Origin of the sequence: Synechococcus sp. RSCCF101 (assembly GCF_008807075.1) — a bacterium.
GTDB lineage: Bacteria > Cyanobacteriota > Cyanobacteriia > PCC-6307 > Cyanobiaceae > RSCCF101.
On record NZ_CP035632.1, the window covers coordinates 388,236 to 403,466 of the forward strand.

The 15,231-nt window shown below is 60.8% G+C and carries 17 protein-coding genes; 5 read left to right on the forward strand and 12 right to left on the reverse strand.

The window, feature by feature from the left end; translation table 11 throughout:
* Window positions 1-583: 583 nt before the first annotated feature.
* Window positions 584-1,606 (reverse strand): patatin-like phospholipase family protein, encoded by a 1,023-nt coding sequence (locus tag EVJ50_RS01920; protein WP_150882116.1) that lies wholly within the window; start codon window positions 1,604-1,606, stop codon window positions 584-586.
* A 739-nt stretch (window positions 1,607-2,345) separates the two neighbouring features.
* Here EVJ50_RS01920 and EVJ50_RS01925 point away from each other — a divergent pair.
* The 3 genes from EVJ50_RS01925 to EVJ50_RS01935 all read left to right on the forward strand — a co-directional run bounded on the left by EVJ50_RS01925 (window position 2,346) and on the right by EVJ50_RS01935 (window position 4,646).
* Window positions 2,346-2,459: a hypothetical protein gene (locus EVJ50_RS01925; RefSeq protein ID WP_370455627.1), complete on the forward strand. Its 114-nt coding sequence runs from the start codon at window positions 2,346-2,348 to the stop codon at window positions 2,457-2,459.
* 324 nt (window positions 2,460-2,783) lie between these two features.
* A complete protein-coding gene (locus EVJ50_RS01930) occupies window positions 2,784-4,013 on the forward strand; it encodes a HEPN domain-containing protein (RefSeq protein WP_150882117.1) in 1,230 nt (409 codons plus the stop codon).
* A 240-nt stretch (window positions 4,014-4,253) separates the two neighbouring features.
* Window positions 4,254-4,646, forward strand: a complete 393-nt coding sequence (locus EVJ50_RS01935) for a hypothetical protein (protein ID WP_191964829.1) — start codon at window positions 4,254-4,256, stop codon at window positions 4,644-4,646.
* Window positions 4,647-5,773: 1,127 nt separating this feature from the next.
* Here EVJ50_RS01935 and EVJ50_RS01940 read toward each other — a convergent pair.
* Window positions 5,774-5,992, reverse strand: a complete 219-nt coding sequence (locus tag EVJ50_RS01940; RefSeq protein WP_150882119.1) for a hypothetical protein — start codon at window positions 5,990-5,992, stop codon at window positions 5,774-5,776.
* A 332-nt stretch (window positions 5,993-6,324) separates the two neighbouring features.
* Here EVJ50_RS01940 and tmpT point away from each other — a divergent pair, with 332 nt between their 5' ends.
* The gene (tmpT, locus tag EVJ50_RS01945; protein ID WP_225323028.1) at window positions 6,325-6,939 is read left to right on the forward strand and encodes a thiopurine S-methyltransferase; all 615 of its coding nucleotides are present in this window, start codon (window positions 6,325-6,327) and stop codon (window positions 6,937-6,939) included.
* A gap of 130 nt (window positions 6,940-7,069) precedes the next feature.
* Here tmpT and EVJ50_RS01950 read toward each other — a convergent pair whose 3' ends face one another.
* The 9 genes from EVJ50_RS01950 to EVJ50_RS01990 form a co-directional block, all read right to left on the reverse strand.
* Window positions 7,070-8,149: a hypothetical protein gene (locus EVJ50_RS01950; protein ID WP_150882121.1), complete on the reverse strand. Its 1,080-nt coding sequence runs from the start codon at window positions 8,147-8,149 to the stop codon at window positions 7,070-7,072.
* A 192-nt stretch (window positions 8,150-8,341) separates the two neighbouring features.
* Window positions 8,342-8,617, reverse strand: coding sequence for a monovalent cation/H(+) antiporter subunit G (locus EVJ50_RS01955; protein WP_150882122.1), 276 nt, complete (start codon window positions 8,615-8,617; stop codon window positions 8,342-8,344).
* A complete protein-coding gene (locus tag EVJ50_RS01960; protein WP_150882123.1) occupies window positions 8,614-8,862 on the reverse strand; it encodes a hypothetical protein in 249 nt (82 codons plus the stop codon). The genes EVJ50_RS01955 and EVJ50_RS01960 overlap by 4 nt, the downstream gene beginning before the upstream one ends.
* On the reverse strand, window positions 8,859-9,287 hold the full coding sequence (locus tag EVJ50_RS01965) for a Na+/H+ antiporter subunit E (protein WP_150882124.1): 429 nt from the start codon (window positions 9,285-9,287) through the stop codon (window positions 8,859-8,861). Before EVJ50_RS01965 ends, EVJ50_RS01960 begins: the two co-directional genes overlap by 4 nt.
* On the reverse strand, window positions 9,284-9,490 hold the full coding sequence (locus EVJ50_RS01970; RefSeq protein WP_150882125.1) for a hypothetical protein: 207 nt from the start codon (window positions 9,488-9,490) through the stop codon (window positions 9,284-9,286). Before EVJ50_RS01970 ends, EVJ50_RS01965 begins: the two co-directional genes overlap by 4 nt.
* On the reverse strand, window positions 9,484-10,767 hold the full coding sequence (locus EVJ50_RS01975) for a proton-conducting transporter membrane subunit (RefSeq protein WP_150882126.1): 1,284 nt from the start codon (window positions 10,765-10,767) through the stop codon (window positions 9,484-9,486). The genes EVJ50_RS01970 and EVJ50_RS01975 overlap by 7 nt, the downstream gene beginning before the upstream one ends.
* Window positions 10,768-11,142 carry a cation:proton antiporter subunit C gene (locus tag EVJ50_RS01980; RefSeq protein WP_191964830.1) on the reverse strand — a complete coding sequence of 125 codons (375 nt, stop codon included), beginning with the start codon at window positions 11,140-11,142 and terminating at the stop codon, window positions 10,768-10,770.
* Between the two features lie 25 nt (window positions 11,143-11,167).
* Window positions 11,168-12,292 (reverse strand): glutaredoxin domain-containing protein, encoded by a 1,125-nt coding sequence (locus EVJ50_RS01985; protein WP_150882128.1) that lies wholly within the window; start codon window positions 12,290-12,292, stop codon window positions 11,168-11,170.
* Between the two features lie 189 nt (window positions 12,293-12,481).
* Entirely contained in the window at window positions 12,482-12,655 is a 174-nt protein-coding gene (locus EVJ50_RS01990) for a DUF4278 domain-containing protein (RefSeq protein ID WP_150882129.1), read from the reverse strand.
* 231 nt (window positions 12,656-12,886) lie between these two features.
* Here EVJ50_RS01990 and EVJ50_RS01995 point away from each other — a divergent pair, with 231 nt between their 5' ends.
* Window positions 12,887-13,087, forward strand: coding sequence for a hypothetical protein (locus EVJ50_RS01995; RefSeq protein ID WP_150882130.1), 201 nt, complete (start codon window positions 12,887-12,889; stop codon window positions 13,085-13,087).
* On the opposite strand, the gene EVJ50_RS02000 is transcribed toward EVJ50_RS01995, so the two are convergent.
* Window positions 13,035-15,203, reverse strand: a complete 2,169-nt coding sequence (locus EVJ50_RS02000) for a bifunctional diguanylate cyclase/phosphodiesterase (protein ID WP_150882131.1) — start codon at window positions 15,201-15,203, stop codon at window positions 13,035-13,037. The genes EVJ50_RS01995 and EVJ50_RS02000 overlap by 53 nt on opposite strands.
* Window positions 15,204-15,231 lie beyond the last annotated feature (28 nt).

Sequence of the window (15,231 nt, forward strand, 5' to 3'; positions counted from 1 at the left end):
ATAGATGTGAGCAAAGCCAACGATGACCCTATAACAAGTGTCTTCGGAGTAACCATTCTGGCAAGAATCGACAGTTGTGGATTTGGACTAAGTTTCGCCTAGACTACACTTGGCCGTACCGTGCCTTAATAAGTCTGGGGGTGAAGGTCTGCTGGAAATCCAGCCGATACAGCCAAGTCGGAGTATGAGGACGCAGGTGAGTTACCATTGACGTGTTCTATTGACGAGCACCCTATTCTGGCTTGGATCAAGTAAATTGCAACTCGCTCTACATCCACGTGGGCGAAACTGCTACAACACCGCCCCTGACTACCAACAAGCCTGTTGACGTTAGAATTGAATAGTCTGGGATCTGTAGAGCGCTGGTCATTTACATGTAAGTTGTCTCAATACCTACACCCAATAGCTGACGGGAATAAGGATACATCAAGTGCTGTGGAGCGAGAAGTGAATAGGGAGTCAGGGAGTCTAAGCGCCAGGATTAGTTGCCTAGCCTGAATCAATGCTTATATGACAGCGTTTCCAGAGAAAATCTCAGATTCACTATGTTAACCCAGATCGTCCTAAGTCCTAGAGTTATGCTCTAACCATGCCGCTTTGGCATGCCAGTGGATCTTTCAATGCTGTCTAGAGATGGCCCAGAATAGCGGCTAGTCAGGAGAGCAACGGTGCTATCACCGTATTGCTCAAACCAGTAGTCGCCCATCCTTTTTAGCTTCAGAATATTTGACCGACTGATGTCATCCATTGCGTCATCTGGAGGCTCTTGCATCCAACTCTTCTTCTCCATATCAGAATCGACTCTGATGTAAGTCCCCTTACGGGCCAGAGTTATTGCCTGATACGCAACGATACGTTCGTCGGTCAAAAGATCCAATATCTGGCCCCTTACAAACCAACCAATGGCACCCCAGTTCCGAGATTCGGGTCCATTTATCTTTCGTGAGCGGTAACCTGTCCCAACCGACAAGATTCGCATTTCGTCAATTGAGGTGTCCCACTCACGCTTTGCTTCTGCTATAGCGCACATAGTCGGATTGTTGGCGACCACGCCACCGTCAACAAGCCAGACTTCTTTCCTTTCATTCCCTATAGAAAGCCTTCTGGTAGGGAAGTAAGTCGGTGCAGCGCTTGAAGCGTCTGCAATGCGATAAGACAGCAGTTCCCTATAAGCCGTATCGGTTGATTTGATGACCATCGGCTGGCGTTTCTCGATAGCGTAGGTGACAACCAAGACATGCTTGCCTGAAGCTACATCTCTCAATCTGGCCTCTCTCATCGCATTCTTCAGCACCCTTGTCTTGTTCTTTGACTCATATTTCGGCGCATTAATCCCGTCAATTTCCAAGAAGCCTCGATTGTCGGTGAAGATTGCTCTTGCATTCTCGTGATTGTACAGGTTGCAAATCTCATTCACCGTTAGCTTCGTAGTGGCTAGCGCGAGGGCGATTATGCTTCCAGTGCTTGTTCCTGCGTAGAAGTCAACATAGTCTCTAATAGACTTTCCGTATTCCCTCTTAAGTCTGTCCTCAACACGTGAGAGGAACTGCGCTGATGCAGCTCCTCTAATTCCTCCTCCATCCAATGAGAGGATCATCTTGTTCATTGCTCTAGGCCGTACACATTGCTCGTAGTATTACAATCTCACTGTTGCACGCAAAAATCTGTTCGCAGTGCACACTCCTAGTGGATACTCGGATTTGTCAAAGGGTGACACGAGAGGGTGCCTCACCGAGTGCTGTGAGCCCTCTAGAGCAGCAACGGCGCTGCTAATGCTGACGGTGTAGTTCTAGATCCCATTCGGAATTGGTGGCTGGTATGTGGTCCTGGTCGGTGCAGCATCACCGTCACGAGATCAGAGCTCGCACGTCTGATTCTGCCGCCAGCGAGATGGCCCAGCCCCTCTGTCTGCCTGGCTGCCTCGCGGTAGGTGTGGACAGCCTACGTGTCGCCTCCTGCCGGCCCAGTTTCCGCTGTCAGTTGACATCGAATTGAAGTTCTCGTGATCAGCTTTCTGGACAGGGCCGTTGTCTCGTCAACGGACAAGCGACCGAGTGCCATAGTGTGATTTCAGACAACGGCCCGCCTACCTCTTTAGGTGTCTGTCTCAGCAGGTTGTACAGCGGCTGATGACGTGTGAGTCCGCTACGTTTGCAACATTCATTAAAACTACCGCTGATAACTGAGCTCGTTATTACCAATCCTAAGGACGACCTCCTCCAGAGCTGTGACCAAGCCCCAATCGCCCACGATCCTGCCGTATTGGTTTCTGGTTGAGCTAGCGAGCAACCAGCAGCAGCCTGCATCACTCCCTTGCTGCCCACCTCCTTGAGCGGGGACTGGACATCCGCACCATCCAGGAGCAGCTGGGTCACACTGATGTGATGACCACCATGCTCTCAACACATCTTCTCAATTCTGGTCCTCTGGGTGTCTCGAGCCCGACAGACCTTCTGTAGCGCAACGAACAGTGCGATTGGCGAGCTCTAATAAGATGATGGTTGCGGTCGATGAACGATGAGTGTTGCCTTCGAATCAGCGTCATGGCCTTGTGTCAAGCCGAGGCTACTTCTCATTCGCGGTCAGCATCAGCATCTCTTGTCTGCATAGCGGATCAGCCTAATAATTGTTGCTTCGTCCGTGTTTATACGGTTGTTCTAGTTGCCTAGGATGCTCGCACGGCTAAGCAACAACAAGCTCGAGCCGACACCGCCTGCTAGCCGAACGCCGTTCGTCACGAACGGCTGTGCGGCTCAGCTAGTAGTTAGGATGATGGGTACAAGATGGAAATCCTTTCCAAGGTCAACGAGATCATTGTCCTTGCAGAGGTTGGTATCAGACCTGATGAGCAGTCTGGAAGAAGCAAGTTCTTTGGAATGGGGCCAAGCTCAATCTCATTCTCTGGAGAAAACCTTGATAAGTACTACGCTGCCTTGCTAGCGGCCTATAGCGAAAACAAGGAAGTCGAAAAATCGTATACTCCCAAAACATTTGAATCGAGGCTTATTGATTGCTTCAGGCCTATTATTCTACAGGACAGTCATGCCTCGGCGAATGATGTCAAACAGTTCATTGCATCTCTCCTCTCGGCGCCACTTAAAGAGTTTTCAGTATCCAGAGAGATATTTGGCATTAAAGTTGACAACCTGAATGCACCAGTAAAGCTGGGCGGATTTACGGTGCATTCGCCAACCAGTCATCCTGAACTAATTCAGTCAAGGAGAAGATTTCTAGACGCAGATGATGACGATCTCTGGCTTGGCCATGAACCCTCATATCTTATCGAGTGGAGAGCTCATGCTAGGGAGCAAGCAAAAGCAGTAGCACATGCAGATAGGCAGTTTGAAGTCTTTGAGAACTTTCTCCGTTTTATGCTAGGAATCTCATCGCGATTTGAAGTCGGTGTTCTTAACTATCAAGGTCTTAGAAGGGCAAGGGCGTATGTATATAGCACAGACGGAGCTGCGGGTACTTCAGCATCGAACCACGGAGCTTTTGAAGATCTTCCAATATGCGATCCTTGGTTAACAAATCAAAACAATGGCAATCAATATGCATGGTGTCTCACAAGTCTGCTAAGCCCAAACAAGTTCCAGCAGAGGCTGCGTCTAGCAATCGAGTGGATTGGGCAGGCAATATCTGAAGCAGCCCCACAAAGCTCATTCCTGAAGGCGGCCATCTCTCTCGAAATTATTTTTACGCATAATGAGAAAAGCATTATCAATCCATCGATCTTAAGTCAGATATCCGAGGGTTCCGCCCTATTGCTTGGATCAAATGTGCATGAACGTCTTCATTTGGAGAAAGAGGCTAAAAGGCTCTATAGCCTTCGCTCTTCTATCGTTCACTCAGGGAACACACACATAAGCAACTCTGACCGAAAGAAAATGATTTCCTTGGCCAGTTCAGTGGCACGCAAGTTGCTAATCTGCGAGGAGCTTAAGCAGCTAGCCTCTGTAGAGCAGTTGTATCAACTGACTAAAGAGGCCAAATATTCTTGCAGAGCATTTTAAATGCTGCCAGCAGCTTGGCAAAGTGCATTATAATTCTATAACTGATTCGCTAATCTATACTTGACGCTTGGCTCCTGCAATCCTAACAAGTCCCTCGAGTGGACAGTCCACCATGAGATTTCTACTCCGCTCATGGTTGATGGCCTGCTACTCAGGGGCAGCGTTCTGCGCAAGGAGACTGAAAGAGTGAAACGGAGCACACGCGTTCTCCTGAGTGTCCTTGGCACGTCGCATCTGCTGGTGGCGATCGCTCTCCTGCCCGTCTCTACCTTTCTCGGCTTCTTCACCATTCCGGTCGTCGTTCCCGCGCTCATCTGGCTAGTGGTCCTGGGGGTGCGCCTCATGCGCCCGAACACGACCGTTCGCACTACACTACGCGTGACACATTGTCTACTTGCCCCGCTGGAAGCCCTGCTGGTGGTCTACGGCATCCACTGCCTTCAGGCCGCACGGCGCAGCGCCGAGTTTGGGGGAGGACTGCTGGGTGCTTCTGGCCTCATCCCAATTGTGATAGGAGTTCTTGCAGGAAGCTTGTCGGTGGCGTCTCTGTGCGTCGCCTTCTCCGGTGAAGTGCCCAGACCAACAGAAGCCGGCCAAAGCTTCGGTTGCGACTCGGGAGCGCCTCTAGGCTGACGTTAGAGAGATTACGATGACCTGCCGATTCTGAGTTTCCCGCCCTTCCGGAGAACCGATTGTGAGATTTCTTTCTGCTCTACTCTTCCTGTGTTTGCAGACAATCTCGGTGCAGGCACAAGACATCAGCCAGGCTACTATGATGTAGTCAGGAAGCAATGAATCTCCTGAGTCTGAGTTGGTAACTCTGGGTTCTGGCCTAAGCTGATTATTTGCTGGAATCCGAGTACATTGTGCGGTCTGCGCTGAGTCTTGCGATCAGCTAGATGTTTTGCATCACCATGTTGCTCAGCAGTGCAGCCCTCCGAAGTGCTGCATACGTAAATGCCAGAACAGGGATGAGTTCCTCTTTGGACGGTAGTCTAATGCCGGTTTGCTTGCCAGCCAGAGGTGCCGCTCTTGTGAGTTCCCTACACCATGGCTCAGGCCCCTAGCCTATGCCGCATGATCTTCGGCAGCGACAGTCTTCCACTCAGCTTGCCCGGATTCAGCTCCCTTCACTCGTTCAGCTAAACCTCTCCTACCTGGCAACACAACCAACCTGGGCTGTGCGCGGAGCAGGTGCTTCTGACTGGCTGGATCCAGAAGTGCCCTGACGCTTTGGCCACGCTGATCTTGGTACTCCTTCAGATCCAGGTCATCTGGAACGGCACTGCATTCACGCTTGCTGCCGTCGCGAAGCAGGATGACGGGAGCCATGGTTGGGATCGGATTGTGGCTGAGTACAACCCATCAAGCCACACCAATCAAGCCTTGTCGACCTACTCCTCAGAGAACGTGCGCCTAACGACTCTGTCTGTGCTCAAGAGGTGGTTAACAGTCAACTGGGTATGAGTTAACTGTAGGTCGATGTCGACCCAACAATCCAGATGGCACACCTCAAGGCATCGAGAGCGCAATCTGCTTCTGATTCATTGGTCACGCCTGTTCTGCAGATGGCGCGCCCGGCCCAACACGTAAACACCCAACCCGCCTGCCAAACCACCGGCAATCACAGAGGGGAGCAGATCTTTGAGCCAATCGGGCACGAGTGGGCCTCCGAAGCGGACGTGGGTTCACCCGTCGTAGCTGCTCGTCAGGGGTGAGCAAGCGCTGGGCGGTAAAGCTGAGTTGCAGATGCGGTCTGGTCAGACAGTCCCCACTGCTACATCGTGAATACTGGCGACTCCTTGCCCATGACTGCCGCTCACCAGACAGAAGACCTTCTCCTGGCCATCATCCACCGGCTCGACCAGGCCAGATCCGTAGCTCGAACGAGGGCTGAGCACTTCGACGATCATGACCTCGACGATGAGTCGGAGGACTCCATGAGGGACCTGGCCAAGGATCTGCGGAATGATCTCCATTTGGTTCAAGGCATGCTGGATGACCTCCTGGAGAACGACCTGCCTCTTCTGAGAGCACAGATGAGTGGAGACGGCTGATCTTGCCGATTTCTGATGCAGCGAACAGATTAGACTAAACCGCTCTGACAGAGATCCAGTGGGTGCTAACGTCACTTCCCGGGTCTTCAACTCCAAAGTTCCCACAGTAGAGAGCCACCCGCCTACTGGTGCAGAGTAGATGGGGCCCACCTCATCCCTTAGCTGCCTATACCTGATTAGCCGCTGAACAAGCTGCTGACACGCATCATCTAGCCTCTTCTTCGGAGCCCTGACCTCTGGACACTAACTACTGGTTGCATCGATGGGACACCAACCAGATTGCCTTCCATCAGCCGGAAGGCCACTTTCTCCTTCGTAAGTGGTTCCACAAGCTTCCGCTTAAGAAGGGGCAGACTGTCTTTATTCCACTCTGCGGTAAGTCCCACGATCTGTCTTGGCTCCTCTCACAAGGGATGACTGTAGTTGGATCAGAGCTGAGTTCCCTCGCCATCGACCAGCTTTTCGATGATCTTGGGCTGATACCAGCGATTACCCAGGTCAATTCCTTCCGTATCTACAGCGCCTCAAGGCTTGTTGTCTATGTAGGTGACTTCTTTGATTTAACTGCAGACGTGCTGGGACCGGTCCAAGCTGTCTATGACCGCGCTGCCCTTGTTGCGCTGCCTCATCACATGAGATCTAGGTATTCAGAGCATTTATTAGAACTCTCGAACAGTTCGCCCCAGCTCCTCATCACCTTCGATTACAGCCAAGTCTTGATGGAGGGGCCTCCCTTCTCTGTTGGTGCGGACGAGGTCACTTCGCTCTATGCCTCTTCCTTTGACACCGAACTGCTTGAGGAGCTCCCTGTGCCGGGTGGCTTCAAAGGAGCAACGCCTTTCACTGAACAGATTTGGTACCTCTCCTGATCACTTCCGCTTCTGATGGTCTTTCCTGACTGCTAGCTCCCTCGACACAACGGCCTCACCCTCTCGTCGCTTCGATTACCGGGTCTTTGTTTTGGATGCCTATCCCACTCCACTCTTCGTCCTTGCGGCCTTATCTCATCCATTCTTCCATCACTGCCCAAACCTTCATGGCTTCTCTCCTTAGCGCTGTTGCTGTCACCTCCCCGTATGTCCTGCTCATCTCGCTGCCTGCTCTGTGACCCAAGTACAGTTCACTCATGATCTCGTCTGCACCAGCCTCTCTCGCCGCTGTCTTCCATCCGTGCCGTAGGGAGTGTGCACTGAGTCTGGGGTTTACCTGTTTGAGCTGTTTCGCAATGCTGAAGCCTGATGCCCATCCCCCTCTCGCTCTCCCCTTGTTTCCCAGGCAAACAAAGTCTTCGGGGGTTGGGATGACACGATTGCTTGTTGATGTCTTTGGCTTCCACCCATCCCGAGGCCCGATGCGAATGGCGTGATTCTCCTCATCGTAATCCTCGGGCTGCCTCGTCAGAAGCTCGTTGAGTCTCATTCCTGTGAAGGCTAGCCACCGTATTGTTGTCGCATATCTCGGGTCCATCTCCTTCAGGGCGAAGCCAATCCTCCTGTAGTCCTCCTTGGTTGGCGAGTACAGGTGTCCCTTGTCCCTCGTTGTGTAGTCGACTTGCGAGAATGGATTCTCTATGTCTGGGCATTCACCTGTTTTCTTCAGGCTCGTCAGAACACCTGATAGCAGTGCGCAGCTTGTCTCGATGCTGTTGGCTGAGAGCTTCTTCTTGTCTCGTAACCCCTTGATGTATGCCCTAACATGCTGTGGCTCAAGCCGAGCTGGTCTGTTTGGTCCTCCCCAGGAGGCCGGCTCTGGTTCCAGTTCTGGTTCCGCTCGTATAGGCACCAGTTCCCTCATGTACTGAATCGCCTTGGCGACCTTCTCGCCCCAGGCCTCAGAGAGATCTGCTCCCGTCCGATGCCGGTGCCTCTCGCGGTGAATCTCCACAGCTTCCTCCCAGGTCAGTTCGGGCGGCCGCAGTGCGGATGGTTTGGTCAACTCCTCTGTGTACCCCCTGACCTCTCGTTCGGCGACCTCCCCGTCCTCCGTGACCACAGGTTCGGACCACGTGATCGGCTGGTGGTACCTCTGCTTTGTTACGAGACTTGAATCCAGAGGGTTCTGCTGCTCAAGAGCCTCCATCGCGGCAGGCCACCGCTTCAGGGCTGTTGTGTGGTCCGTCGTTCGCAGAGAGACCGTGAAGCGTCTCCTGTCCCCTGGCCTCATCCACTGGGCGTACCACACGTCACTGCCTGACCTGAGCCTTCTGGGCCCCACGTAGCGCCTTCCCATCTGCCTGCCCCTGACCCCATAGAGCAAACGATAGAGCAACCTCTAGTCGTCAGAGTGCCTGCTGCTGCTGGTATGAGCGAGAACGTACCCGAAGATCGTGTTCCACACCGTCAGGGCGGAGAGGGCGAGCAGCAGCAGCGGCCACTCCCGGTTGCGCAGCAGCAGCAGGCCCACCAGGATCAGGGCCGAGCCCAGGGTGTCGGACACCGAGAGGGCGTGCAGTTTGGCCAGCAGATGGCCGCGCTGCAGCAGCGGCCAGCTTCCCCAGACCCAGAACACCACTCCGGCCCCGATCAGCAGCAGGCTGAGCACGTTCATCGCCGCAGCCCCCGCAGCAGGTGGGCCAGCAGCAGCAGGCTGGCGTTGCCCACGCTCAGCACCAGCACGCCCACCAGTCCCACCATCCAGTCGTCCCGGATGACGGAGACCACCAGCATGATCACCGCCACCTTGGTGGAGGCGCTGGCGAAGGCCGTCAGGCGCTCCCAGATGTCGGCGGGGCGCAGGGCGACACTCATCGGGATCATCAGTGCCAGCACCATGGCGATCAGCAGGGCCGTCATCGGTCTGGCCTCTGCGAGGGGGACGAGAGCCGGCGCGGCATCAGCCGGTGGATGCGCAGGGCCTCCGGGCTGGAGGTGACCCCCAGGGCGATGGTGAACGGGGTGAGGGTGACCCGGAACACCTCGAGGAACACGATCAGGGGGTGGTGCTCACCGCTGAGGGGCTGCACCTCGTGGCTGGCGCGATGGTGCGGGAACGCCATCAGGGCGAAGGCTTCCGCATAGGCCTGGGGGATGGCCACCAGGCTGTCCCAGAAGGCATGAACCAGGGCCCGGGGCGATGGCGCCGGCCGGCGGCTTCTGGGCAGCAGGGCCGCCAGGGCCAGGCCGATCGCCAGATTCGCCGGACCCACGTCGGCCGTGAGCAGGCACCAGAACAACAGCCGGATCGCCAGGCCGATGCTGAGGGTGATGGCGCTGTTCATCGGCTCAGCACCAGCACCAGGCCCGCTCCTGTGAGGGCCATCATTCCCAGCAGCTCCTCGAAGCCCTCGAGGGCGATGCTGCCGCCGGCGGGCTGGGGCTGCTGTTTCCTCAGGCTCAGATGCAGCAGGGTGCCGGCCCCGAGCACGAGCATCCCATTGGCGGCCTTGCCAGCATCGAGGGGCACGGCGAAGGGGGTCAGCACCCCGGTGTGAGCGCCCAGTAACAGCAGCGTCGGCAGCAGCACGCCGGCCAGGGGCAGCAGCAGAGGCAGCTGCCGGCGAGTAGAGCAATCCGGGGACTCCACGGCCGAACCCCAGGGCCAGAGCCGCAGCAGCAGGGCGGTGCTGCCGATGCCCAGGAGGGAGACGCTGGTGCCAACCCAGGGGGCGAGGCGGCTTCGAGCAGGCTCTTGCCCTGCCCGCCGATCAGACCGGGCAGGCCGGCGATCGAGGCTGCCGCGATCAGCAGCGGCCAGGCCAGCGGTGCGGCCAGGCGCTGCACCGGCCAGCGGGAGAGCTGGCGGCTGGGGGCCTGGCCGACCACCAGAAACAGGACGGTCTTCGCCAGCCCGTGGGCCAGCGCCATGAAGCCGCCCACCGCCGGAGCCAGCACGGTGAGGCCCAGCTGGGAGACGGTGCTCCAGGCCAGCAGGCGTTTGGCATCGGCTTCCCGCAGCGCCGCCAGGATGCCGAGCAGGGCCGAGAACAGGCCCAGCCACCGCACGGGCTCCTGCAGCTGGGGTGCCACCTCGAGCAGGCGCAGCAGGGGCGCCAGGCCTCCGGCCACCACCATTCCCGAGAGCAGGGCCGACACCTCGGTCGGGGCCTCCGCATGGGTCTGGGGCAGCCAGAGACCGGCCGGGGCCAGGCCCGCCTTGGTGGCCAGACCCACCACCAGCAGGGCCAGGGTCACGGCCTGGCCTTCGCCGGTGACCACGGCGAGCAGGAAGCTGTCGTGCTGGAGCTTGGCCAGGGCGACCCCCACCAGAAACAGGGTCATGGCCACGTTGCTGACCAGCAGATAGCGGAGGGCCACCCAGAGCCGGCGCCCATCCGGCTGGATCAGCACCAGCAGAAAAGCGGCGATGCCACTGATCTCGAGGGTGACGTAGAGACTCATCAGATCCACCGCCACCGCTGCGGTGTTGAGGCTGCCCAGCAGGACCAGCAGCAGCAGGGCGAAGGGGCCGCGGCGACCGCTCTGGGGTGGCCGGTGCAGCAGCACGGTGGCGCTCACCGTGGCATTCAGCAGCAGAAAGGGAGCGGCATGGGGGTCGGCCTCGAGCTGGATGCCGCTCGTTCCCAGCAGCTGCAGGGGCATGGGGAAGGCGCCCAGCCCGCAGGCCACGCCGACTGCCGCGGTGGCGGCGGCGCCGGCCAGGCCAAGCAACCGGCCCAGGCTCGGCAGCAATCCGGCCAGGAAGGCGGCTGCGAAGGGCAGCACCAGCCAGGCCACCAGGAGAGCATCGCTCCGGTTCATCTAGGGCTCGATCCGCTCCAGGGCCTCGAGATCGAGGCTCGGATCCCGTTCCGCCAGGCGGGCGATCACCACCATCAGCAGGGCCTGGATCGAGAAGCCGATCACGATGGCGGTGAGGATCACGGCCTGGGGCAGCGGATCGGCCCAGTAGGCCGTGCCGGCCGGTCCCTCGGACAGCAGGCCCGAGGCGTTGTTCAGGATCGGGCTGCGCAGGCCGTGACGGGCTCCCACCAGCACGAACAGGGAGATCACTCCCGTGCCCATCACATCCATCGCCAGGGCCTTGAGCAGGAGATTGCGCTGTCGCATCAGCCCCAGAAATCCCGCCAGCAGGGTGAGCAGGACGGGGATGGCGAGCAGCCGGAACGCGTTCATGGCGCTCATCATGCCGGTGTCGGGCTCAAAGCAGCCAGCCCGGGCGCAGCAGCAGCACGGTTCCGAGCAGGGCCATCACGCCGCCGCTGAGCAGCTTCAGCTGCCGCCCGCCTCGTTCGCCGAGGCGGTGGCTGGAGATGGCCAGCACCGCCAGGCCCACCATCAGGGCGTCGTCGGCGATGTAGGCGGCGATGTAGAGCCCCAGATAGGCGGCGTGGCCGGCCGCCGGCAGCTGCTGCTGAGCCAGCACGGCGGTGTAGAGGGCCGGCAGGCCGGCGGTGCAGAGCAGCTCCACCGTGTTCACCACCACGGCGAGGGCGGCCACCCCCAGCAGGGCCGGCCCGAGGGAGGGGGCCTGAAGCACTCCCCGCATGCGCTGGTAAAGCCCGGGTTTGGCGGACCCGGGGATCGAGAGCGTGAAGCCCCCGCTGCGGCGCAGCCCGTCGCGCAGGTTGATCGCACCGATCCCAAGGGCAAGAGCCGCCAGCAGCAGCCGCAGCGGTGTGGACATGCCCAGCAGCCAGAACACGTTCAGCCAGGCCGCGAGGAAGAGGAAGTACACCGCGCCGCTCACCAGCACGAAGGTGCCGGCGATCAGGGCCATGCGGCGCCGGTCCCGCAGGTGCACCAGCAGGGAGAGCAGAAACAGCAGCACCCACATCGCACAGGGGTTGAAGCCATCCACCAGCCCCACCAGCAGCGTGAACAGGGGCAGCCCGAGCTGCTGGGCGCTGAGGCCGGCCAGGCCCGGCGGCGGCCGCGGCGGGGCGGGAGTGCCCGCCCGTTCCACCAGCGCCAGCAGCTGGCGGCCGCGGCCCTCGGGGTTGTCGTAGCCCACGAGCAGCTCGCCGCCGAGCACGAAGCTGGGCACGCCGGGGGCGGCAATGCCCGCTTCACGGCTGAGGGCCTCGAGCTCCTCAGCGGCGGTGGCGTCGTGGCTGAGGTCCCGCACCACAATCTGCAGCTCGGGGTGCTGCTGCTGCAGTTCCGGCAGGAAGGCCTTCGCCGCGGCGCAGTGGGGGCAGCCCTCCCGCACGAACACCTGCAGGGGCGGGGTGGCTGCAGGGGCGACCCCCGCCAGCAGCAGCAGAGCCGCGCCGAGTGCCGCCAGCCACCGGGTCAGGCTGCGTCGGAGCGAGCGGCGGGCCATGGCCGTCGAGAACCGACCCGATCATGGAACTGCCGGCTCGGTCCCGCCAGAACGCCCTTTCATCAGCGGCTGACACACCGTGGCCAAAGCGACAGTGGCCAAAAAAAGACCCGTGCCCCTGTCAGCAGGGCACGGGTTCTGAATCATTGGGGTGGGGACCGGGCCGCCAGCAGGGGCGCCTGTTTGGCTTCAGCGATCCATGTGGTAGGCCTGACCCCGGTAGGTGAGTTCGGTCGCCAGGTGCGACTCCTTGGGGGCGTCGGTGTAGGTGACGCCGCGGTAGGCCTTGAGCTGGATTTTCTGTGCTTCGCTCAGACGATGCTGACGATCCATCTGATTCTTGATGAGTGACAGGACGTTCATGGAAGGGCTCCATGCGTGCTCCGGCCCCCGTTGCCTGACCGGAATCGACCTGCGGACCGAGGAACTCCTCTGCCTCAACGTGCCCTCAATTTAAGAGTGCGGTAGCGGTTGCTACTGTTTCGCGCGCTACGGATAACCACCCGCCGGGGTCGGCATGCCACCCCATTGACAGGGCCGGGCGGGCGGACGCTCTGGTCCAGCTCGGTATCGTGATGGCGTCGAGATGGGGTCATGTTCTTCGCCAGTGCCCTGGACGTGGCGGACCACGTGATGAACAACCTGGCCCAGGCCGCTCCCCACGCCACCTTGAAGGGGTATCTCGGACCGGGCGACACCCCCCTCTATGACCTGAGCGTGGGTCAGGCCAGCGTGCAGGGGGTCAGTGAGAACGACCTGGTCGACTGGGCGAACCGCTTTCTGCGCTGGGGCTGAGCTTCCCGTCCAGGGGGCTCTCCTGCGGCTCGGCGGCCACGATCCTGTCGCGTCCCTGCCGCTTGGCCTCGTACAGCAACCGGTCGGCCCGGGCCAGCACATCGTCCGAGCTGTCGCCGGGGCTGGCCAGGGCCAGGCCGATGCTGAGGGTCACCGAGACGGAGGCCTCGGAGCCGGCGCCGGGGCAGGCGATCGGCTGCATCGCGCCGTGCCGGATCTTGCGGGCGATGGCCGTCCCATCGGCGAGATCGCGCAGGCCGTTGAGCACCACCACCAGCTCATCGCCTCCCATCCGGGCGGCCCAGTCGTTGGTGCGGATCGCCTCCCGGATCCGCTGCGCGGTGACCTGCAGCACCACATCCCCCACCGCATGGCCATGGCGGTCGTTGATGGACTTGAAGTGGTCCACATCGCAGAACAGCACAGCCACCCGGCTGCCGCGGCGCCGCTGATGCAGCTGCCGCCCCATCCGCTCCAGCATCTCGCTGCGGTTGAGCAGGCCGGTGAGGGCATCGAAGCGGGCCCGGTGCTCCAGCTCCTGCTCCGCCCGCACCTTGTCATCCACCAGGCGGAGTGAGGCGATGAGCCCCTCATCAGCCCCGCCACCGTTGCGATACGGCCGCAGCGTGCTCTCCATCCAGTGGCTGCTGCCATCGCCTCCGCGCACCCGCAGCCGTTCCAGCTGGTGGCCCTTGCCGGTGCCGTTGGACCGGAGCGACGGCACCGGCCCGCTGAGGAAGGTCTCGATCGGCTGGCCGATCCACTGGCCTGGAGCCCAGCCCAGGCAGGGCTCCAGGGAGGGCGACACCCAGCGGATCACCTGATCCTGGCCCAGATGCACCACCACATCGGAGCTGTTCTCCGCCAACAGGCGGAAGTGGGCCTCCTCGGCGGCCAGCTTCTCCTGCGCCTCGAGCGTGGCCGTGATGTCGACGATCTGGGCGATCAGGCAGCGGATCGCGCCGTTCTCCTCCCGCAGGGCCGACACCGACACATCGCCCCACACCGCCCGGCCGTCGGCGCAGCGCAGCCGCCGGCGCAGCCGGTAGTGCTCGAGATCCTCATGCCGCACCGCATCCAGCAGCAGGCGCTCCCCATCGCCGTCGTCGTCATCGCTGAGCTCCAGCCAGTGGCGGCCGCTCAGCTCCTCCTCCGTGCGGGCGAACAGCCGGCAGCAGGCCTGGTTGGCCGCCGTCACCCGGCCATCCGCGCCCAGCAGCGCCATGCCCACCGGGGCGTGCTCCATGGCCAGGCGGAACAGCTCCTCGGAGGCGATCAGCTCGTCGACGATGGCGCGCTCCCGCTGGCGGGCCTCCACCTCGGGGCCGATGTCCTGCAGGCTGCCCACCACCATGCCGTCCTCGCCGTCGGGGAGCTGCGGGCCGTCCGGAACGCGGCGCAGGCTGAGGGCCACCCAGACGGGCTCTCCCCCCGCCTGGCGCGCCAGGCGGAGCTCCAGGCTGAGACGCTCCCGCCGTTCCAGGTCGCTCCAGGCCCGATCCAGCCGGTGCCGGTCCTCCGGGCAGACCAGATCCGGCAGGGCGCAGCCCACCAGGTCGGCCGGATGGTGGCCGCTCAGGCGGCGGATGGAGGGGGAGATCCAGCGGAGCCGGCCCGCGGCATCGGCCTGCCAGATCACATCCGAGCCCAGCTCGGCGAGCATGCGGTAGCGGTAGGCGAGCCGGTCGGCCTGCCGGATGCTGGCCTTGAGGCGATCCACACCCCGGATCCAGCCCACGCTGCCCCCCTCCGGCAGCGGCGCCAGCGAGAGGGAGAGCAGCTGGCGATCGTCGCTGCCGGCGGTGCTGTTGTCGGTCAGTTCCTCCCGCCGCAGCAGCAGTTCGGATTGAACCCCCACGGCGGCGTTGGCCAGACCCTGCCGCAGGCTTCTGCGGGCCGATGCCGCCCAGCTGCGCCCGAGGGGCGCCCCGAGCCAGCCGCTGCCCAGACGGGCCAGGTCCGCATCGGCGGGTTCCGACAGCCAGACCACCGTGCCGGCGGCATCGAGCTGCAGCACCAGCAGGTCGAGGTTCCGCAGCAGCTCGGCCAGCACCGGCCCGGCGGTGGCGGCCGGCGGTCCCGTGCCGGCGGGGATCAGATCGGCCTTCGGCTGCACGGAAAGGAGAGCTCAGAGACCAGTGCCC